The 18614-nt window shown below is 61.1% G+C and carries 20 protein-coding genes; 6 read left to right on the top strand and 14 right to left on the bottom strand.

Annotated elements, in window-relative coordinates; genetic code table 11:
* Positions 1-5: 5 nt before the first annotated feature.
* Positions 6-1658, top strand: a complete 1653-nt coding sequence (gene recN, locus ACN0X0_RS10580; protein ID WP_417279130.1) for a DNA repair protein RecN — start codon at positions 6-8, stop codon at positions 1656-1658.
* A gap of 118 nt (positions 1659-1776) precedes the next feature.
* Here the strand turns inward: recN and ACN0X0_RS10575 are convergent, their stop codons facing one another.
* A complete protein-coding gene (locus ACN0X0_RS10575) occupies positions 1777-3141 on the bottom strand; it encodes an FAD-binding oxidoreductase (RefSeq protein ID WP_417279129.1) in 1365 nt (454 codons plus the stop codon).
* 150 nt (positions 3142-3291) lie between these two features.
* Here ACN0X0_RS10575 and ACN0X0_RS10570 point away from each other — a divergent pair, with 150 nt between their 5' ends.
* Complete coding sequence (locus ACN0X0_RS10570; protein WP_417279128.1) at positions 3292-4977, top strand: chloride channel protein; 1686 nt, start codon at positions 3292-3294, stop codon at positions 4975-4977.
* 59 nt (positions 4978-5036) lie between these two features.
* On the opposite strand, the gene ACN0X0_RS10565 is transcribed toward ACN0X0_RS10570, so the two are convergent.
* From ACN0X0_RS10565 to cobT, 3 genes are all read right to left on the bottom strand, one after another.
* The gene (locus ACN0X0_RS10565; RefSeq protein ID WP_226550016.1) at positions 5037-5378 is read right to left on the bottom strand and encodes a DUF427 domain-containing protein; all 342 of its coding nucleotides are present in this window, start codon (positions 5376-5378) and stop codon (positions 5037-5039) included.
* Between the two features lie 168 nt (positions 5379-5546).
* Positions 5547-7328: an aminopeptidase P family protein gene (locus ACN0X0_RS10560; RefSeq protein WP_417279127.1), complete on the bottom strand. Its 1782-nt coding sequence runs from the start codon at positions 7326-7328 to the stop codon at positions 5547-5549.
* Between the two features lie 43 nt (positions 7329-7371).
* Complete coding sequence (cobT, locus tag ACN0X0_RS10555; RefSeq protein ID WP_417279126.1) at positions 7372-9246, bottom strand: cobaltochelatase subunit CobT; 1875 nt, start codon at positions 9244-9246, stop codon at positions 7372-7374.
* Between the two features lie 237 nt (positions 9247-9483).
* Here cobT and ACN0X0_RS10550 point away from each other — a divergent pair, with 237 nt between their 5' ends.
* A complete protein-coding gene (locus ACN0X0_RS10550) occupies positions 9484-10071 on the top strand; it encodes an NADPH-dependent FMN reductase (protein WP_417279125.1) in 588 nt (195 codons plus the stop codon).
* 88 nt (positions 10072-10159) lie between these two features.
* On the opposite strand, the gene ACN0X0_RS10545 is transcribed toward ACN0X0_RS10550, so the two are convergent.
* The 3 genes from ACN0X0_RS10545 to cobS all read right to left on the bottom strand — a co-directional run bounded on the left by ACN0X0_RS10545 (position 10160) and on the right by cobS (position 12182).
* Entirely contained in the window at positions 10160-10591 is a 432-nt protein-coding gene (locus ACN0X0_RS10545; RefSeq protein WP_417279124.1) for a hypothetical protein, read from the bottom strand.
* 94 nt (positions 10592-10685) lie between these two features.
* Positions 10686-11090, bottom strand: coding sequence for a hypothetical protein (locus ACN0X0_RS10540; RefSeq protein ID WP_417279123.1), 405 nt, complete (start codon positions 11088-11090; stop codon positions 10686-10688).
* Positions 11091-11213: 123 nt separating this feature from the next.
* A complete protein-coding gene (cobS, locus tag ACN0X0_RS10535) occupies positions 11214-12182 on the bottom strand; it encodes a cobaltochelatase subunit CobS (protein WP_417261597.1) in 969 nt (322 codons plus the stop codon).
* A 225-nt stretch (positions 12183-12407) separates the two neighbouring features.
* On the opposite strand from cobS, the gene ACN0X0_RS10530 reads away from it, so the two are divergent.
* Both ACN0X0_RS10530 and ACN0X0_RS10525 read left to right on the top strand, forming a co-directional pair.
* Entirely contained in the window at positions 12408-12968 is a 561-nt protein-coding gene (locus ACN0X0_RS10530) for a fasciclin domain-containing protein (RefSeq protein ID WP_417279122.1), read from the top strand.
* A 143-nt stretch (positions 12969-13111) separates the two neighbouring features.
* The gene (locus ACN0X0_RS10525; protein ID WP_417279121.1) at positions 13112-14089 is read left to right on the top strand and encodes a DUF808 domain-containing protein; all 978 of its coding nucleotides are present in this window, start codon (positions 13112-13114) and stop codon (positions 14087-14089) included.
* 62 nt (positions 14090-14151) lie between these two features.
* Here the strand turns inward: ACN0X0_RS10525 and ACN0X0_RS10520 are convergent, their stop codons facing one another.
* Both ACN0X0_RS10520 and ACN0X0_RS10515 read right to left on the bottom strand, forming a co-directional pair.
* Entirely contained in the window at positions 14152-15051 is a 900-nt protein-coding gene (locus ACN0X0_RS10520; RefSeq protein WP_417279120.1) for a hypothetical protein, read from the bottom strand.
* A gap of 149 nt (positions 15052-15200) precedes the next feature.
* The gene (locus tag ACN0X0_RS10515) at positions 15201-15836 is read right to left on the bottom strand and encodes a J domain-containing protein (protein WP_226550028.1); all 636 of its coding nucleotides are present in this window, start codon (positions 15834-15836) and stop codon (positions 15201-15203) included.
* A 69-nt stretch (positions 15837-15905) separates the two neighbouring features.
* Between ACN0X0_RS10515 and ACN0X0_RS10510 the strand changes: the two genes are divergently transcribed.
* Complete coding sequence (locus ACN0X0_RS10510) at positions 15906-16163, top strand: BolA family protein (protein WP_219783896.1); 258 nt, start codon at positions 15906-15908, stop codon at positions 16161-16163.
* Positions 16164-16172: 9 nt separating this feature from the next.
* Here the strand turns inward: ACN0X0_RS10510 and ACN0X0_RS10505 are convergent, their stop codons facing one another.
* The 5 genes from ACN0X0_RS10505 to ACN0X0_RS10485 all read right to left on the bottom strand — a co-directional run bounded on the left by ACN0X0_RS10505 (position 16173) and on the right by ACN0X0_RS10485 (position 18614).
* On the bottom strand, positions 16173-16610 hold the full coding sequence (locus ACN0X0_RS10505; RefSeq protein WP_417279119.1) for a DUF4177 domain-containing protein: 438 nt from the start codon (positions 16608-16610) through the stop codon (positions 16173-16175).
* Positions 16611-16702: 92 nt separating this feature from the next.
* A complete protein-coding gene (locus ACN0X0_RS10500) occupies positions 16703-16969 on the bottom strand; it encodes a hypothetical protein (RefSeq protein ID WP_226550032.1) in 267 nt (88 codons plus the stop codon).
* 69 nt (positions 16970-17038) lie between these two features.
* On the bottom strand, positions 17039-17533 hold the full coding sequence (locus ACN0X0_RS10495; RefSeq protein ID WP_417279118.1) for a thioesterase family protein: 495 nt from the start codon (positions 17531-17533) through the stop codon (positions 17039-17041).
* 106 nt (positions 17534-17639) lie between these two features.
* Positions 17640-18119, bottom strand: coding sequence for a YcnI family protein (locus tag ACN0X0_RS10490; RefSeq protein WP_417279117.1), 480 nt, complete (start codon positions 18117-18119; stop codon positions 17640-17642).
* A gap of 108 nt (positions 18120-18227) precedes the next feature.
* The gene (locus ACN0X0_RS10485) at positions 18228-18614 is read right to left on the bottom strand and encodes a hypothetical protein (RefSeq protein WP_417279116.1); all 387 of its coding nucleotides are present in this window, start codon (positions 18612-18614) and stop codon (positions 18228-18230) included.

Below are 18614 nucleotides of genomic sequence, written 5' to 3'. Positions count from 1 at the left end.
CAAAAATGCTAAGAAGTCTCGACATCCGGGACATGTTGATCATCGACCGGCTGGAACTTGAGTTTCAGCCGGGTCTCAACGTTTTGACCGGCGAGACCGGCGCGGGCAAATCCATTCTTCTCGACAGTCTCGGCTTTGTTCTGGGCTGGCGCGGGCGCGCCGATTTGGTGCGCGCGGGTGCCGCGCAGGGCGAGGTGACCGCCGTTTTCGACCTGCCGAAAGGCCACGATGCCGAAGAGGTCCTGACCGAACTGGGCATGGACACGGACGATGGCGAGCTGATCCTGCGCCGGGTGAATACGGCCGAGGGGCGCAAGACCGCCTGGGTCAATGACCGACGCGTGTCGGGCGATGTGCTGCGGCGTCTGTCCGAGGTTCTGGTCGAGCTGCATGGCCAGCATGACGACCGGGGACTGTTGAACCCGCGCGGGCATCGGGTGTTGCTCGACACCTTTGGTGGCGTGGACACGCTGTTGGCGGCGAGCCGGACTGCGTGGAAAACGCTGGCCTCGGCGCGCAAAGCGCTGGCTCTGGCAGAGGCTGAACAGGCCGCTCTGAAAGAGGAAGAAGAGTTCCTGCGCCACGCCGTGGGCGAGTTCGACGCGCTGGCGCCGGAGCCGGGCGAAGAGGCCAAATTGGATGCCGAACGCCGCCTCATGCAATCTGCGGAAAAGATCGCCGCAGATGTCGCCAAGGCGCATCAGGCGATCTCCTACGATGGTGGCGAGGGCATGTTGTCGGACGCGCTCAAATGGCTCGAAGGGGCTGCGGAAAAGGCCGATGGGCGGCTTGATAGCGCCATCGAGGCGCTTGGTCGGGCGCTCAATGAATTGGCCGAGGCGCAGTCTGATGTCGAAGAGTGCATCGAGTCCCTGCGCTTCAATCCGCATGAGTTGGAAAACCTCGAAGAGCGGCTTTTTGCCATCAGAGGCTTGGCGCGCAAGCACAATGTTCTGGCCGATGACCTGCCAGCATTGGGCGAGGAATTTCGCAGCAAACTCGCCGCGCTGGACAGTGGCGCAGGCGATTTGGCGGCGCTGGCCAAATCGGTGACACAGGCGGAAAGTGCCTATGATGCCGCAGCGTCGGTTCTGACCGAGGCACGCCAAAAGGCCGCGTCAGACCTCGACACCCTCATGGCCCGCGAATTGGCGCCTCTGAAAATGGAGCGCGCGGTCTTTGCGACCGAGATCAGCCAGGGCGAGCCGGGCGCGGAGGGCCGCGACGAGGTGTCCTTTACTGTTGCGACCAACCCGGGCGCACCGGCGGGGCCTCTGGGAAAGATCGCCTCCGGCGGCGAGCTGTCGCGGTTTTTGTTGGCGCTCAAGGTCTGTCTGACCCGTGACCAGACCGGGGTGACGATGATTTTCGACGAGATCGACCGCGGTGTCGGCGGCGCCACTGCCGATGCGGTCGGGCGACGCCTCAAGGCGCTCTCGGACGAGGGGCAGGTGTTGGTCGTGACCCACAGCCCGCAGGTGGCGGCACTTGGCGGCCATCATTGGCGCGTGTCGAAGCGGGTCGAGGGGGGCGTGACGCTCTCTGAGGTGACGCCGCTGGACGCGGGCGCGCGAGTCGATGAGCTGGCGCGGATGCTGTCGGGAGATACCATTTCTGACGCGGCGCGGGAGGCAGCGAGATCGCTTTTGGCAGGCTAAATCAGCAGCTTAACCACCTTAATCAATCTGTAGCATCTGTCTGTCACACTGGTGCCCGTGAAGGGTAGCGAGTTTTGGGCGCGGAGTTTTCCGCGCCCGTTTGCTTTTCCGGGTCTTCTTACGGCACCAACTTGCCGGGGTTCAGGATATTCGTCGGGTCCATCGCTGCTTTGAGCTGACCCATGATATCCCAGGCGGCGCCATGTTCTGCGGGCATCAGGCCCTTTTTGCCGATGCCGATGCCATGCTCGCCAGTGATGGTCCCGCCCAGTTTCAGCGCGCGTTCGGCCATCAGATGCGCCAGACGTTTGCCCTCTTTGATCTCGGCCTCGTCACTGGGGTCGACCAGCAGGATCGCGTGGAAATTGCCGTCGCCGACATGGCCCAAGATCGGCCCGTGAAGCGGCGAGGCGGCGATGTCGGCCCGGGTCTGTTCGACCGCTTCGGCCAGTTTCGAGATCGGCACACAGATGTCGGTGACCACCGCCTTCGCGCCTTGGCGTAGCGCCAGACAGGCCCAATAGGCATGGTGGCGCATGGTCCAGAGCGCGGTGCGATCTTCGGCCTTGGCGGCCCATTCGAAATCCGAGCCGCCGAAATCATGCACGATCTCGCCAAAGGTCTCGACCTGTTCGGCGACGGTGGCCTCTGAGCCGTGGAATTCGACGAAAAGATGCGGTTTCAGCGGGAAATCCGCGCCGGAATATTTGTTCACCGCATCGACACTTTCGGCGTCCAAGAACTCGATCCGCGCCATCGGCAGACCCATCTGGATCGTCGCGATCACGGCCTCGACAGCAGGGGTGATGTCGTCAAAGGCACAGACGGCGGCGGAGATTGCCTCAGGCTGACCATGGAGCCGCACGGTCATTTCGGTGATCAGCCCAAGCGTGCCCTCGGAGCCCACGAAAAGCGAGGTCAGGTCATAGCCCGCCGAGGATTTGCGCGCACGGCTTCCGGTGTGAATGATGGTGCCGTCGGCCAAAACGACCTGAAGCCCGATGACATTCTCTTTCATCGTACCATATTTTACCGCCGTGGTGCCCGACGCACGCGTCATCGCCATCCCGCCAAGCGACGCATTGGCGCCGGGATCGACCGGGAACATCAAGCCGGTGCTGCGCAGCTCGACATTCAACGCCTCGCGGGTGATGCCGGGCTGAACCACGGCGTCCATATCGGCGTCATTAACCCGCAGCACCCGGTTCATGCGGTTGAAATCCACCACCAGACCGCCGGTTGTCGCGAGTGTCTGACCCTCCAATGAGGTGCCCGCGCCAAAGGCGGTGACGGGCACACCATGGGCGTGGCAGATTTTCATGATCTCGGAGACTTCTGCAGTGGTCTCCGGATAGGCGACCGCTTCGGGTGGCGTGTGCGGGAACCAGGTCTCAGACAGGCCATGCTGATCGAGTTCGGACTTGGATCGGGTGAGCCGACCCTCTAGAACATGGGAAAGCGCGGCATAGGCTGTGTCAAACATGGGGACTCACTTGTCTGTTAAGGCCCGGCGACCATAAAGGAGGCGGGCAGTCAGGGAAAGCGGATGCGCATGGCTGGGCAGGTTTAGGTGACTGTCGTTGCCTCAGGTGCCGAAAGACACGCTGAAAGACAAGAGGGGGACAGCAGGCAGATGGCCGAAGACAAGACGGCATATCCGGCGAAAGCGTTTCAGGACATCCGTGAAGGCTTGATCGAGGCGCTCGATCTGATGCGCCGTCGTGGTCCGAGTCAGATTCAGTTCTGGTTCATCGCGCTTCTGATCGGGATTGCCTCGGGCTTTGCCGCGCTGTCGTTTCGCAAGGCGATCGATTATTTGCAGGGGCTGTTTTACGGCACACATGACCTACGCCACCTGCATAGTTTCGCAAGCGAGCTGCCTTGGTTCTGGGTGCTGCTTTTGCCAGTGTTTGGCGGGCTTTTGGTCGGCATCGTGTTGAACTGGTTCACGCCAGACGGCCGCGTGCGCTCGGTCGCCGATGTGATCGAGGGCGCCGCGATGAATGAGGGCCGGGTGGAGAAACGCGCAGGCCTTGCCTCCGCGCTGGCCTCTCTCATCACGCTTTCGACGGGCGGCTCTTCGGGGCGCGAAGGTCCTGTGGTGCACTTGGCAGGGGTGATTTCCACATGGGTGTCGAACCGGCTGCATGCCGATGGCATCACCGGGCGGGATCTCTTGGGCTGTGCCGTGGCCGCCGCCGTTTCCGCCTCGTTCAACGCGCCCATCGCGGGCGCCTTGTTCGCGCTCGAAGTGGTGCTGCGTCATTTCGCGGTGCATGCCTTTGCCCCGATTGCCATCGCCTCGGTGGCGGGCACGGTGATCAACCGGATGGAATTCGGCGGTGTCACCGAATTCACGCTGGCCGCCGAGGGCGCCCTGACGTTCTACGTCGAATTACCGGCCTTTTTGCTGCTCGGGCTTTTGTGCGGTCTGGTGGCCGTCCTGATGATGCGGACGATTTTCATGGCGGATGATTTCGGCACATGGGTGCAGGAAAAGCTGCACCTGCCGCCGGTGCTCAGACCCGCTTTCGCCGGGCTCTTGCTGGGCCTCATTGCCATCCAGTTTCCGCATATCATCGGGGTCGGCTATGAGACGACCTCCTACGCGCTCACCGGGCAGCTCTTGTTGTGGCAGGCGATGATTTACACGGTGATCAAGGTCATCGCCGTCTCCATCACCATGGCGGGGCGCATGGGTGGGGGGGTGTTTTCGCCGGCTCTGATGGTGGGGGCCTTGACCGGCCTGTCCTTTGGTCTTGTGGCGACCGCGATTTTTCCGACCGTCTCCGGCACTGCGACGCTCTACGCGCTTGCGGGCATGGGCGCTGTGGCGGCGGCCGTTCTGGGCGCGCCGATTTCCACCACTTTGATCGTTTTTGAACTCACCGGCGACTGGCAGACGGGGTTGGCCGTGATGGTCACCGTGTCCTTGTCCACCGCTTTGGCGTCGCGTTTGGTGGATCGCTCGTTCTTCCTCACACTTCTGGAGCGCCGCAACGTGCATCTGGCGGCGGGGCCTCAGGCCTACCTCCTGGCCACCGTCCGGGTGCATCAATGCTACCGCAAACCCGACGCCCCGCGTGCGGCCTCGGAAGACGCCTGCCGTGAGCTGATCGGGCAGGGGATTTACCTCTCGCCCAATGCCACGCTGGAAAAAGCCATGCCTTTGTTTGAAAAGAACAATCTGATCTTCATCCCTGTCGTGACCCTGCGCGAAGACACCGGCGCCGAGCTACACGGTGCTTTGTTTCAGGTCGATGCATTGCGGGTGTTTTCGCGTAAACTGGCGGAAACGGCGGCGGAAGAGCATTCGTAAACGCAAAACGCGGACCTTTTGGCCCGCGTTTTCAATGAGTATTTAGACCAAGAAAAAGCTCAAAGCTGTTCGACAGCGGCCTTTTGCGCGTAGAAGGCGATGTAGCCTTTGACCTCGGCGGCGACCTCATTGGGCTCTTCATAGCTCCAGGCGGCGTTTTCGATCACCACGGATTTGGTGTGAATGTCGAAATGCTTGGCCGTGCCTTTGAACGGGCAGGCCGCGACCGTGTCGGTCTCTTCCAGAAACGCCATGGCAAGGTCTTCGCGCGGGAAATAGATCACCGGCGGGTAATCGCCCTCGGTCAGCTCCAATGCATTGGCGGTTTCGCCCAGAACGGCCCCGCCCGCACGCACCACCCATTTGCCCGCAGCGGGGCGAATTTTGATGTGATCTCCCATGTCGTCGTCCTTTTTATTTGTGTTGCGCGCAGCTTAGCCCCTTTTGTCCCAAGCTGGAAGCCAGACGGGCCTGAAAACGTCCCGTCAAAACGTCTTATAAAGGGGCGCCAAAACGCAGTTTTGTCGGTTTCGACAAGGTTTTAGCAGGCTTTGCATGTCAGGTATATGTCAGACGGGTGCAACCGCTTGTCTCAGCCAGGTTTTGGCATGCTCTGAGACACGATCCTTGAGCTTGTCCCAGACCTCTTCGTGATAGGCGTTGATCCAATCCTGTTCCCAGGGCGCCAGCTCGTCGGCGAGGATCAGGCTACGGTCGATCGGCACCCAGGTGAGCGTCTCGAAACTTAGCATATCGCGCGGATCGGCATCGGTCAGCTCAGGCGCCTCTTGCACCACGATCAGGTTTTCGATGCGGATGCCGTAGGCCCCCTCGCGGTAATAGCCCGGCTCGTTCGACAGGATCATGCCTTCTTCAAGCGGCAACATCGAGAGGCGGGAAATCCGCTGCGGGCCTTCGTGGACCGACAGGTAAGCGCCGACGCCATGCCCCGTGCCGTGGTCAAAGTCGCGCCCCATCCGCCACAGAGGCGCCCGCGCCAGCGCATCGAGGTGCCCGCCCGCCACGCCGCGTGGAAAGCGCGCGGTGGAGATTGCGATCATGCCCTGCAACACGGCGGTGAAAGCGGCGCGTTCTTCGGCGCTCGGATCGCCCAAAGCAACCGTGCGGGTGATGTCGGTGGTGCCGTCCTGATACTGCGCGCCGCTGTCGATCAGAAGGAGTTCGCCCTCTTTCAGTGCGCGGTTCGTGTCGTCGGTCACCCGGTAATGCACGATGGCGCCATTGGGTCCGGAGCCGCAGATCGTGTCGAAAGAGATGTCCTTGAGTTTCCCCGTGGCGGCGCGGAAGGATTCGAGCTGTTTCACCACTTCGATCTCGGTCAGGTCCTCGGGCATCTGCTCGGACAGCCAGCTCAGGAATTCGACCATCGCAGCCCCATCTCTGAGATGTGCCTCGCGCGAACCGGCGATTTCCTCGGGCGTTTTGCAGGCTTTCGGCAGAATACAGGGGTCCGTGCCCTCAATGATTTCGGCGTGTTTCAGCATGGTCTTGACCGCGAAGGGCGCGCTACCGGGATCGACCAGCACGCGGCCCGTCAGCTCCTCCAACGCGGCCCCGAAGGCGGCACGTGGCAGGATGGAAATGCGCGGGTCCGGGCCGAGATGGGCATATTTCGTCGCATCGTCAAACAGCATCAGCCTCCCGGTCACGGTCAGAATGCCAAAGGCCTGCACCACCGGGTTATGCGCAATATCAGAGCCGCGAATGTTCAACAGCCACGACAGGCTGTCGGGCAGGGTAAGCACCACCGCCTCGGCGCCCTGTGCGGCCACCGCGTCGCCAATCTCCGCGAATTTCTCCTCGGAGGTTTTTCCCGTGAGCTCAAAGGGTTGTGTCGCCACCGGCTCAGAGGGACGTGCCGGGCGGTCGGTCCAGATTTTGTTCACCAGATTGCCCGTGGAAATCAACTCCTTGCCGCCGCCCGTCAGCATCTGACGCAGGCCCTCGACCTCACGGATCGTATGCAGCCACGGATCAAAGCCGATCTTTTCCGCCGTCTCGCCCAAAAGCCAGCCGCCCAAAGACGTCCCCGGCCAATCGACGTAATCGAAAATCTTCGGATCGCATTGCGCGCGCACCTGAACCGTATAACGCCCATCGGTGAACACGGCGGCGCGGCCCTTGAGCACCACGGCAAATCCGGCCGATCCGGTGAAGCCGGTGAGCCAAGCGAGGCGTTCATCACAAGGCGCGACATATTCGCCCTGATGCGCATCGGCACGCGGCACGAGAAAGGCGTCGAGCCCGGCCTCACTCATCTCTTGGCGCAGCGCGGTCACGCGCGGGGCGGCCTGGTCGGGGCGGGAGGTCACGTCAAAGCTTTGGAACATTTTTCAATGGTCCTTCATTGCAGTTAAAATACTCAAATAGCGCTCAAGAGGCGCGGCGCATGCCCATCACGCGCGCGCGGGCCCGCGGGTCGCTGTCGAACAGGGACGCGAGCTGCTCCGTCATCGCGCCGGCCAGTTGTTCGGCGTCGGTGATGGTCACGGCGCGGTCGTAGTAGCGCGTCACGTCATGGCCGATGCCGATGGCCAAAAGCTCCACCTGACGGCGTTTTTCGACCATGGCGATCACATCGCGCAGGTGTTTTTCCAGATAATTTGCGGGGTTGACCGACAGAGTGCTGTCATCGACCGGCGCGCCATCGGAGATCACCATGAGGATCTTGCGCGCCTCGGGACGCGCCGTGATCCGACGATGCGCCCATTCAAGCGCCTCTCCGTCGATGTTTTCTTTCAGCAAACCCTCTTTCATCATCAGGCCAAGATTGGCCCGCGTCCGACGCATCGGCGCGTCGGCGGATTTGTAGACGATGTGGCGCAGATCGTTCAACCGGCCCGGTTGTTGCGGGCGGCCTTGGCTCAGCCATTCCTCGCGCGCCAGCCCGCCTTTCCACGCCCGCGTGGTAAAGCCCAGCACCTCGACCTTGACGTTGCAACGCTCCAGCGTGCGGGCCAGCACATCGGCACAGATCGCGGCGATCGAGATCGGCCGCCCGCGCATCGAGCCGGAGTTGTCCAGCAAAAGCGTCACCACCGTGTCGCGAAATTCCGTGTCTTTTTCGACCTTGAACGACAGGGGCGTCGTCGGGTTCGCCACCACACGTGCCAGACGTCCGGCGTCCAAAATGCCCTCTTCGAGGTCGAACTCCCACGAGCGGTTTTGTTGCGCCTGAAGACGGCGCTGCAATTTGTTGGCCAGTCGCGAGACGGCGCCTTTCAGCGGCTCCAACTGCTGGTCGAGATAGGCGCGCAGGCGTTCCAATTCGGCGGGTTCCGCCAGTTCCTCGGCCATGATCTCTTCGTCATGCGCGGAGGTGAAAACCTGATAATTCGGGTCGGCGTCAGAGATGGGCGCGGGCTGCGGCGGCTCGACGTCGCTTTCGTCCTGCGGCAGCTCGACCTCTTCGGAAAATTCATCCTCGGCCATGTCGTCAGACGACGCGGTGGCCTCCTGCATGTCCTGCTGTTCTTCCTGGGTGTCCTCGGAGCTGGCCTCGTTCTCGTCCTCCTGCTCCTGCTCTTCGCCCTGGCTGTCCGGCTCTTCTTCCTGTTCCTCGGTCTCGGCGGATTGATCCTCTTCCGGGTCGGTCTGATCCGGGTCCTCGCCCAGCTGATCGCCATAGCCCAGCTCTTCGATCACCCGGCGGGCGAGGCGGGCAAAGCCTTTTTGATCTTCGAGCAGGCTGTCGAGGTCTTCGAAGGTGTCCGTGGTCTGGCCCTCGATGAAATCGCGCCACAGGTCGAGCACGTTGTCGGCGCCTTTGGGCATCTCCCGCCCGGTGGCTTTCTCGCGCAGGTAATAGCCCATCGCCTGGGCCAGCGGCGCGTCTTCGCGTTTGGAGATGCCGTCATAGCCACGACGCATGGCGTCATGGCCGATCTTGGCGTCGATGTTCTTGCCGGTGCCGGGCATGAACCGCGCACCTGCCGCCTCGCATCGCGCGGTTTCCAGCGCGTTGTAGATGTCATAGGCCATCTGTCCCGGGGGCGCGTAGCGTTGGAACGTCGCCTGATCGTGGAATTTATGGCGCAAAGCCAAAGCATCCGCCGTGCCGCGCGCAATCAGCACCTCGTCTTTCGACATCCGGCGCGACACCTGTGGCAGGCGCACGGTATCGCCAGAAATCCCCGAGGGATCCATCGAATAAGTGACGGTCAAATCACCATCGTCGGCAAGGACTTTCGTCGCTTCCGCGAGGGCTTTTTTAAACGGATCGGCAGGGTTGTCTGAGGACTTGGTCATAGGCTCGTTAAATCATGCGTTTCGAGGCCGGGCAAGTGAAAGCGGCGTGCAGCGATGCGACCGGGGATGCGCCGAAAAAAGCGCCAGTAGTCAAGGGCGTCGCAGGGGTGCACAGGCTTTGCAGCCCCCGCGCACACAATGCCGACTTGAAGCTTTTGTTCGTGCGGATTTATTTAGGGGCCAAGCCACATCACCTCCACCTCCTCCCAAGATGTGCGCATGTAAAAGGAAGTCCCTATGTCCAATCCGAAAATTGCCATTGTTATTGGCTCCATCCGTGATGCCCGTTTTGCCGACAAACCGGCGCAATGGCTGTTCGCAAAAGTGAAAGAACTCAGCACCGAGCTCGATTTCGATCTCGTCGATCTGAAAGATTACGAACTGCCGATGTTCAACGAGATGGCCTCGAACCTCTGGGTGCCGTCCACGGATGAAAAAGCCATCGCCTGGCAAGAAAAAATGGCTGAGTATGACGGCTATATCTTCCTGACGCCCGAGTACAACTCCTCGATCCCGGCGTCGCTGAAAAACGCGTTGGATCAGGCCGGCAAGGAATGGGTGCGCAAACCTGCCGCCGTCTTCGGCTACGGCTCCGTCGGTGGCGCACGTGCCGTCGAGCATCTGCGCGCTGTGGTGATCAACCTGCAGATGGTGCCGGTGCGTTCCGCCGTTTACATCTCCGGCTCCGACTTCTTCAAAGTTTCGCCGCTGGGCGCCAACGCCGAAATGTCCGAGATCGAAGCGGGCATTCTGCCCTCCGTCGAAGCGATGCTGGACGATCTGACCTGGTGGACCAAAGCCACGAAAACGGCGCGCGAGGCGTAAGACTTTCTAACGATGGTATAAACCACGCACATGTAAGGCAAAAAGGCCCGTCATTTTGGCGGGCCTTTTTACGTTTTGGGGGTAGGGGTTAGCCCCCGAGGAGCATTCCGCGACATTGCCGCATGTTCTCGGCGGCCAGCGCCTTGGCGCGGTCCGCCTCCTGCGGGTCAAAGGAAAACCGTGACACAGCCAGCAAGTCGCTCTGGGCCACATGGCCCGCGATGCGCAGCTCTTCATAGGCGGGCTCGGAGCCCGGCGACATGAGCGCCGCCAAAAGCTCCTGCATCGCCTGTTTCAAAGCATAGAGTTCCCGATCCTCATGATGTTGCGCCTCCGCCGACAGCCGTCCGGCGCAATAGGCGAATTGCCGGGCCAGAGGATCGTCGGCGGGCAGGGGGGCGGCACGCAGCGGTGCGGCAAAGGAGGCCATAAGACACAGAACCGCAGCCGTTTTTCCGATCCAGCCCAAGGGTTTGGAGCGGGTTTGGAAATGAGACACTGTGCGTGCGTGTCGTGTCATGGCCTTTGTCTGTCGTGGGAATGTTACATTGAGGCTAGGCGGGATTCGCCTTTCTGGCAAGAGTTTTGTATATACTTTGGCTATACCTTTCGGCTCAGCTCAAAATCAGGGCGCGGCACTGTGCGATCTCGACCTCGGCCCTTTGGCGGGCGATCGCGGCCTCTTCGGGCCGACTATTGAACCGCATCCGGGTCAGCAATTCGCTATGGGCAAATTTGGCGACCAGCCGCAAGTGCAGCACCTGGGCGCCCTCATCAACCGGGCTCACGGCCTCCAAAAGCGAGATCATCGCCAGCCGTTCGCGGGCGATCCGGTCGCTGTCCTCCTCGGCAAACATCCAACTGAATTCCAACTCCGCCGAAAACCGCCCGGCGCAATAGGCAAAGTCGCGCAACAGCGGGTCCGAGAGAGAGCTGTCCCGCGCCGTGAGGGCCGGGACGGGCTGGGCCGCAGTGAGGCTGATGACCAAAGCGGCGGTTATGACCGAGAGCCAACGCATGGGACCAGCGTGGCAGAAATTGGTTTCACGCCGATTAACCACAGCGTGCGTTGCGCCAATATCTTGATCCCAAAGAAAAAGCGGACCCGAAGGCCCGCTTTCAATCTCGAATATATGGCGCGTTTAACCCGCCACAGAGGCCGCCGACTCGGGCAGTTCCTCGTCAAAGCACCGCTGATAGAACTCGGCCACGGTCTGGCGCTCCAACTCATCGCATTTGTTGAGGAAGGTCAGGCGGAAGGCATAGCCGACATCGCGGAAAATCTCGGCGTTCTGCGCCCAGGTGATCACGGTCCGCGGGCTCATCACGGTCGAGAGATCGCCGTTCATGAAGGCCGTGCGGGTCAGGTCCGCGACGGTCACCATCTGGCTGATCGTCTTGCGGCCTTTTTCCGTGTTGTAATGCGGCGCCTTCGACAGAACGATGTTCGATTCCGCGTCGTGGCTCAGATAGTTGAGCGTCGCCACAAGGCTCCAGCGGTCCATCTGTGCCTGGTTGATCTGTTGCGTGCCGTGGTACAGGCCCGTCGTGTCGCCCAGACCCACGGTGTTCGCGGTGGCGAAGAGACGGAAATAGGGGTTCGGCGTGATGACTTCGTTCTGGTCGAGAAGCGTCAGCTTGCCGTCCGCTTCCAACACGCGCTGGATCACAAACATCACATCGGCGCGGCCCGCATCATATTCGTCGAAGACGATGGCGCAGGGATTGCGCAGCGCCCAGGGCAGGATGCCTTCCTGAAACACGGTGATCTGTTTGCCGTCCACGAGTTTGATCGCGTCCTTGCCGATCAGGTCGATCCGGCTGATGTGGCTGTCGAGGTTCACCCGCACCGACGGCCAGTTGAGGCGCGCCGCCACCTGTTCGATGTGGGTGGATTTGCCCGTGCCGTGATAGCCCTGAACCATCACGCGACGATTGTGGCTAAAACCCGCGAGGATCGCCATCGTGGTGTCCGGGTCGAATTTATAGGTCGGATCCATCGCAGGTACGCGGTCTGAGGCCTCGGCAAAGCCTTTCACCGTCATGTCGGTGTCGATGCCGAAAACATCGCGCACGGAAATGGTTTCGGTCGGTTTTGCGCTCGCGTCCATGATATTGCCCGTTCTGATTTCTCACTTACATGACTTCTTGCCCTGTCGAGGCGTCAGGTGCAAGGGGCAGTGCGCCGCAGAGTCACGCATTCTCCGAGGGCGCCCTGTGCAAAGCCTCACGACCCTGTGATGCGTTGTGATCTTCGCGCGGTGATCTGCCCTGTGATCCGTCCCGTAGCCTTTACAACCTCGACGCTGGGTCGGGGCATTTAAGGGAGAGACCTCATGAAACGCATTTTGATTGCCACCGCCACCGCGACGCTTCTGGCCACCACCGCATTTGCGGACGATCACATGGCCAAGAACCCGATGGTGGGCGGCGCCGAGATGTTCGCCGACAAAACCATCGTTGAAAATGCGGTGAATTCCGCCGACCACACCACGCTTGTGGCGGCCGTGCAGGCTGCGGGTCTTGTCGAGACGCTGTCGGGCGAAGGTCCGTTCACCGTCTTTGCGCCCACCAATGACGCCTTTGCGGCGCTGCCCGAGGGCACGGTCGAGACCCTCCTTGAGCCTGCAAACAAGGATCAGTTGACCAAAATCCTGACCTGCCACGTGGTCGCCGCTGACGTTATGTCCGAGGCGCTCGTCGGCATGATCGAAGACGACGGCGGCGTGCATGACGTGCCCACAGTCGGGGGCTGCACGCTCAAGGCTATGGTCAAGGACGGCATGGTGATGATCGAGGACGAACAGGGCAATGCCGCCACGGTGACCATCGCCGATGTGGATCAATCGAACGGCGTCATCCATGTGATCGACAAGGTGCTTTTGCCGGCCATGTAATCTCGCGCGGTTCATGCGGGGAGCGGGGTGCGTCTCAGGCGCATCCCGCTTTTTTATGTGCCTCTTTATGTGCTGCGGGTTGGCCTTTCGGGCGCTTCATGCCTACATACGTCCCAATGTAGTTTTTCTGTGGGGACAATGAGATGAGCGGTCTTCTGGCGCTTTTGGACGATGTCGCGGGGATCGCGAAAGTGGCGGCGGCCAATGTGGACGATGTCGCAACGCAGGCGGCGAAAGCCTCCGCCAAGGCCGCAGGCGCGGTGATCGACGACGCCGCCGTGACGCCGAAGTACGTCCATGGGTTCGCCCCCGCCCGCGAATTGCCCATCGTGGGCAAGATCGCTCTGGGCTCGATCCGCAACAAATTGCTGATCCTTCTGCCGCTGGCGCTTTTGCTGTCGAGTTTTGCGCCCTGGTTGATCATGCCGCTGTTGATGTTGGGCGGATCATACTTGTGTTTCGAGGGCGCCGAGAAGGTCTATCACCTGTTCAAACCCCACGCGCCCCATGCCGATGGCCAGCCCGCCAAGGGTGATCCGGCCCATCTCGAAGAGCAAAAGGTCGCGGGCGCGGTGAAGACCGATTTTATCCTGTCGGCGGAGATCATGACCATCATCCTCTCCGCCCTCGATCCGGGCCTTTCCATCTGGTTCGAGGCGGGCGCTCTGGCGCTTGCGGGCATCCTGATCACCGTGGTGGTCTATGGCAGCGTGGCGTTGATCGTCAAAGCGGACGACTTCGGGCTCTGGCTCGCGCGTGTCGGACGGCTCTCCGCCACCCGAGCCTTGGGACGTGGCATCGTGAAATTCATGCCGTTCCTGATGAAGCTTCTGATGATCGTCGGCACGGCGGCGATGATCTGGGTCGGGGGCTCCATCGTCATCCATGGCATGCACGAGCTGGGCCTGCATCGCCCCTATCAGGATATCCACGATATCGCCGAACTGGCCGCCCATGCGGTCGAAGGGGCCGCTGATTTCGTCAAATGGTTTGTCACCGCGTTTTTCGATGGCATCTTTGGCCTGATCTACGGGCTGATCCTGATTCCCATTGTGGCAAAAGTGATCAATCCGCTGATTGCGCTCTTCAAGAAAAAGCCCGCCACACCTGCCGGTCATTGATCTCAGGTCTTTAACGTCCTCCCCTTCAGTGCGGCGACGCTTGGGGGGAGGCCTGGTCTCACTTACAGGTCCTCGCGGAACTCGGGAATTTTCACCGCCTCGATGCGGGCTTTGAGAGCCGCTTTCTCGGCCGCTGCGGCCTCTGCGGGCATGGTGGAAACCATCGCCTCGAAGGACAGGGCATCTTCGGAAATTTCGAGCAATGTCGTGATCGCTTCGGCTTGCTCCGGCGTCAGGTCCTGCGCTGAGGGGGCGCGCATAAAGATCCTCATCTCTCCGTATAACCTCAGCATCGCTCTGGGATCCAAAGTGGCATCATTGAGCATATCCAAAAGCGTGTTGCGCATGAGAGAGGCGCAGGCTGTGCCATCATTGGCGTGGCACGGCAGGGAGCCGCGGGTGCTTTGTGACGTCGGCTTGACTGTTTTTAGGGTCGTACAGGCCAAAGCTCCGCCGCGCTGGCATTGATCCGTGAGCGTGGCGATCAAGGTGTCGGGGTCAGGATTTTGTGCCATGGCCTGACGCGTACAGCCCTCCATCACGCCAGCTTCACAAGACAAGCTCGCATAGCGCAAAGCTTTTGCATCGTTCTGCCGGGCCACGACACATTGCCGAGAGCCAGTGTACACGCCATTCTGTCTATAGACGTTGCATCGTCCAGTGGTCGTGGTCAGATACGTTTTGGCAACTTGCAGACAGGCCTCGCCATCGCTGTCGTTTTTACAACGCAAGATATTGGGACGAATGTTCTCGACATAATACGACACACGGATATCCGCGTCGCTAGAGGTATACCAAAAAAGCACGATCACGAGCACGCTGGCGACAAAACCGCTCAGAAGCGTTCTTCGCGCAGGGCTGCGGTCAATGCGCCGATATCTTCTATGCAGGATCACGGTGAGCGGGATCAATGCGACAATGCCTGCGAGAAGCGTAAATAAGATGAACATTGCAAAAAACACGGGCGGGCTCTCCTTGGAAATCTGTTGCGTGACCTAATATGTGAGCTGCGCGAAGGTCATCCGTGCGCGCCGGCCGATTTATTCTCATCACCACATAGAAAAAAAGGTGCGCCTTTCAGCGCACCGTTCTCATTGGCTTCAAAGTGTCATCACTTGAACCAGCGGCTTTCCTTGAGCTGATCCCAGGCCCAGACCACCTGTTGCAACTGCTCCTCTTGCGAACGGTCGCCGCCGTTCACGTCGGGGTGCAGCACCTTGATCAGGGCGCGATACTGTTTCTTGATCTCGGCCTTGGTCCAATGGTCCTTGGCCTCCAGAATCTCGATCGCCTGACGTTCGACCGGCGGCAATTTGCGGGTCGGCGCCGCCGGGTCCGATTTGCCCGGATTGCGCGTGGCATTCTCGCCCAGAACCTCATGGGCATCGTCGATGCCAAGACGTTCCCAGGCGCGTTGCTCGACCGATTTTTTGCCGAAAGGCTTGGTCGGGCGGTCGCCGGTCTGGGACGATTTATAGGCCGCATCCATCTCGGCTTCGGTCGCATTGGTGAAGAAATTCCACTGCAGATTATATTCGCGCACATGTTCCTTACAGAACCATTTGTACTCGTCGAGGTGATCCGGGGACCGGGGCGCACGATATTGGCCCGCTTCCTCACAGCCCTCCCATTCGCATTTGCGTTTGGAGGTCTCGAACGCGCCGGACATGCCTCTGCGGCCGCCGCGTCTGTTCTTTTTCGCGGACGATACTGACATATCAAAACCGAAGGGGTCTTTTTTATCCATCTGCCTCAACCTTTTCGACTCGGACGCAAGACTTTAGATGAGAACGGGAAAATGGAAAAGGGGCCGATGATGACAATTGCCGATCAAATGCGTGAACGTTTGCAAAATGCCTTTGCGCCCAGTGAGTTGCTGGTCGTGGATGATAGCGCGTCTCATGCGGGCCATGCCGGAAATCCGGGCGGCGACGGGGAGACCCATTTCAACGTGCGGATCAGATCAAGCGCCTTTGAGGGCCAGTCCCGCGTCGCGCGTCACCGCATGGTGCACAAAGCTCTGGGCGATCTGGTGCCCCGCATTCACGCCTTGGCGCTTGATCTGGATGTTTAAGCCCTGAGATCAGGACTCGCGGTCTTCGGCGATCTCTTCGGCCACATCGGGCGCAACCTTGCGGGCTTCGGCTCCGGCGCCTTTTTCGGCCTTCGCGGGGAAGGGCACGGAGGGCGGCGGCGTGGCGCGATCTGCGGCCAGCGTTTTGCGCGCAGGGGCGGTCTCGACCTCCGCGCCCTTCGTCTCAAGCGTGGCGGCCATCTCTGCGGCCGCGCTAAGCTCGCGGCGGAACACCAGAACCGTATGATAATTCACGGTTTTGGACGCGATCCCCGCGCGTTCTTCCATCGGCACCAGATCGGCGCGCAGATACTCCCAGCCCTCGCGACCTTTTTCGTTCAAAAGGCTTTGCATCGCCTGCGCGATCCGGGCTTCGGGCGTTTTCGCCGCTTTGGATTTCTCGCCTTTGCGCGGGGCGGGCAGGGTCAGATATTCGTAACGGGGCATCAGAGGGTCTCCTTGTTGCCCCCGGTGTAGCCGATCCCCGCAAGGGGTCAAGTGCGGCCCCATCACATACGCGTGGAACCGCTTTCCCGCACTCAAGGCGTAGCAAAGGTGCCGTATTCCGGCTTGTCGGTGGCAAAAACACCGAAATCGCTTTCGCGGCGGAAAATCAGCACGGCTTGTTTGCCCTCGACCCCGTTCAAGGTGAATTCGTCCGAGCGCAGATAGGTCCAGCCGTCGCCGGCCATGGCGTTCAAACGCACGGTGACGGCATCGGCAAGCCGCGCCTGTGGCGTCTGTGCGGCAGAACTGGCCTCGCCCTCATGAGGGGCGGGAATGGCGATATATTCGTAATGGGACATGGCGATCTCCTTCCTGTCATAGCCTTACGCGAGAGGGCTTAACGGAGGATTGACGCCGGTCTGTTGCGCTCAGGCGGCCTTGTTCGCCAGAGAAATCGACCGTCCGGCCTGTGCGGGTCGGGGCAGGGCAGAATGCGCCTGTTTCAGCCCTGCGAGATTGTCCGCGATCTCTGGCGGGAAGGGCACGACGCGCGGCCCTGACATGTCAATATGCAGGAGCAATTCCTCGGCGGTCGCCGCGATCCAGCCATCTTCGTGGTGGATTTCGTGGAAGAGCACCATGCGTTTCGCGTCAAAATCCAAAAGCTGCGTCTGCACCCGCACCCGGTCGCCGAGTTTCAGCTCGCGTTTGTAACAGATGTGCACCTCTGCGGTGTAGCTCGTGTGGCCTTTGGTCTTGGCGTAGGTCTCCCCCAGCCCGATCAGCGGGTACATCTGATCGCCGCCCAAATCCATGATCACGGCGTAATAGGCCATGTTGATGTGACCGTTGTAATCCACCCAGTCGGGGCGGACGTCGATCAGCGTGGAGATATGGGGCGCGGGGAGGGGAGCGGCGGGCATGAAGTGGGCTTTCTGTTGCGTTGCCCGCCAAGATCGGTGCTCAGCCATCGCAGGTCAAGCGGGGAAAAGGGGCGGTGGGCCGCCCCTTTCCGTCGTGCTCGTGGTTTCAGTGGCTGTGGCCCGCGCCCTCGATGATGGAGAGCGTGGGGGCCGGATGGGCCGGGCGCGCTTGGCCCTCTTGCGGCAGTTCGACCCAGGCGTTTTCGCCGCTCTCACAGGTCTGCACGACCGGGATATAAACCGTGTCCCCCGGCGCAAACGCATCGCTCACATAGCCGCGAAAGACGAATTCGTCGTATTGCCAGTCCTCAAGCGCCCCATTGGTCCATGTGATCGACTGTGCGCCCTCGCTTTTCGGGCCGTGATAGTCGTAGCTGCGCGCGTAGGGGCCGGTCTCGACCGAGACGTCCCAACCGGCTTTCGGCATCGGTTTGACCGACACGAGACCTTCCGGGATGTCGATCTTCACCGTGTGCGTGGCCTGCCCATCGCAGCCATGGCTGATGCGCATGACGAATTTGAACGTCGTCTCCGGAGCGGTCTCGCTCACGTCGAGAGAGGCATGTGCGGAGGCGGAGCCCGCCACAAAGGACAGGGCGAGTGCGGAAAGAACAGTGGTTTTTCATGATATGTCTCCTGAACCCGACGCCTTCATGTGCAACGGCGCGGGGGATTTGATGTCAAAGATGAGGGATCAGGAGATAAAGGGAGGTGCGCGGATCGGCGGCGTGGCGCCGGAAAACACCGCGTGCGGGAGGTTGGCGACGATCCGCGCCTGTTCGGTCCGATGGGACAGGCGCACCGGCAGAACGGGCTCTGTTGCGACCAACAGCGCCGCCGCGTGCAGCACGCAGAAGGGACAGACGGGGGCGGTGGCGCCGTGGTCCTCTTGGCCCGCACCGACGCCACAGATGTCGGACCAGCTCATGCCAGTCGGAAGCACCGCCGTGCTCAGCGGTCGCTCAGAGGCGATGAGGGCGGTTTGAAGTTGCGCGCCTGCGTGAACAATGCCCGCCGCCCAAAGGTGAACCGACAGCAGGCACAGGCCCAGCAGCCGGATCAACCCTTTGGGCAGGCGCAT

The sequence above is a fragment of the Celeribacter sp. genome, from assembly GCF_048270365.1.
Taxonomy (GTDB): Bacteria; Pseudomonadota; Alphaproteobacteria; order Rhodobacterales; family Rhodobacteraceae; genus Celeribacter.
Note: the sequence above shows the minus strand (reverse complement) of the source record. Positions and strands in the feature narration are given on the sequence as shown.

Bases quoted from the DNA above. Each gene is read 5' to 3' on its own strand.
- recN (WP_417279130.1), top strand. From the start codon at position 6: ATGCTAAGAAGTCTCGACATCCGGGACATGTTGATCATCGACCGGCTG.
- ACN0X0_RS10575 (WP_417279129.1), bottom strand. From the start codon at position 3,141: ATGTTTGACACAGCCTATGCCGCGCTTTCCCATGTTCTAGAGGGTCGG.
- ACN0X0_RS10570 (WP_417279128.1), top strand. From the start codon at position 3,292: ATGGCCGAAGACAAGACGGCATATCCGGCGAAAGCGTTTCAGGACATC.
- ACN0X0_RS10565 (WP_226550016.1), bottom strand. From the start codon at position 5,378: ATGGGAGATCACATCAAAATTCGCCCCGCTGCGGGCAAATGGGTGGTG.
- ACN0X0_RS10560 (WP_417279127.1), bottom strand. From the start codon at position 7,328: ATGTTCCAAAGCTTTGACGTGACCTCCCGCCCCGACCAGGCCGCCCCG.
- cobT (WP_417279126.1), bottom strand. From the start codon at position 9,246: ATGACCAAGTCCTCAGACAACCCTGCCGATCCGTTTAAAAAAGCCCTC.
- ACN0X0_RS10550 (WP_417279125.1), top strand. From the start codon at position 9,484: ATGTCCAATCCGAAAATTGCCATTGTTATTGGCTCCATCCGTGATGCC.
- ACN0X0_RS10545 (WP_417279124.1), bottom strand. From the start codon at position 10,591: ATGACACGACACGCACGCACAGTGTCTCATTTCCAAACCCGCTCCAAA.
- ACN0X0_RS10540 (WP_417279123.1), bottom strand. From the start codon at position 11,090: ATGCGTTGGCTCTCGGTCATAACCGCCGCTTTGGTCATCAGCCTCACT.
- cobS (WP_417261597.1), bottom strand. From the start codon at position 12,182: ATGGACGCGAGCGCAAAACCGACCGAAACCATTTCCGTGCGCGATGTT.
- ACN0X0_RS10530 (WP_417279122.1), top strand. From the start codon at position 12,408: ATGAAACGCATTTTGATTGCCACCGCCACCGCGACGCTTCTGGCCACC.
- ACN0X0_RS10525 (WP_417279121.1), top strand. From the start codon at position 13,112: ATGAGCGGTCTTCTGGCGCTTTTGGACGATGTCGCGGGGATCGCGAAA.
- ACN0X0_RS10515 (WP_226550028.1), bottom strand. From the start codon at position 15,836: ATGGATAAAAAAGACCCCTTCGGTTTTGATATGTCAGTATCGTCCGCG.
- ACN0X0_RS10510 (WP_219783896.1), top strand. From the start codon at position 15,906: ATGACAATTGCCGATCAAATGCGTGAACGTTTGCAAAATGCCTTTGCG.
- ACN0X0_RS10505 (WP_417279119.1), bottom strand. From the start codon at position 16,610: ATGCCCCGTTACGAATATCTGACCCTGCCCGCCCCGCGCAAAGGCGAG.
- ACN0X0_RS10500 (WP_226550032.1), bottom strand. From the start codon at position 16,969: ATGTCCCATTACGAATATATCGCCATTCCCGCCCCTCATGAGGGCGAG.
- ACN0X0_RS10495 (WP_417279118.1), bottom strand. From the start codon at position 17,533: ATGCCCGCCGCTCCCCTCCCCGCGCCCCATATCTCCACGCTGATCGAC.
- ACN0X0_RS10485 (WP_417279116.1), bottom strand. From the start codon at position 18,614: ATGCGCCTGCCCAAAGGGTTGATCCGGCTGCTGGGCCTGTGCCTGCTG.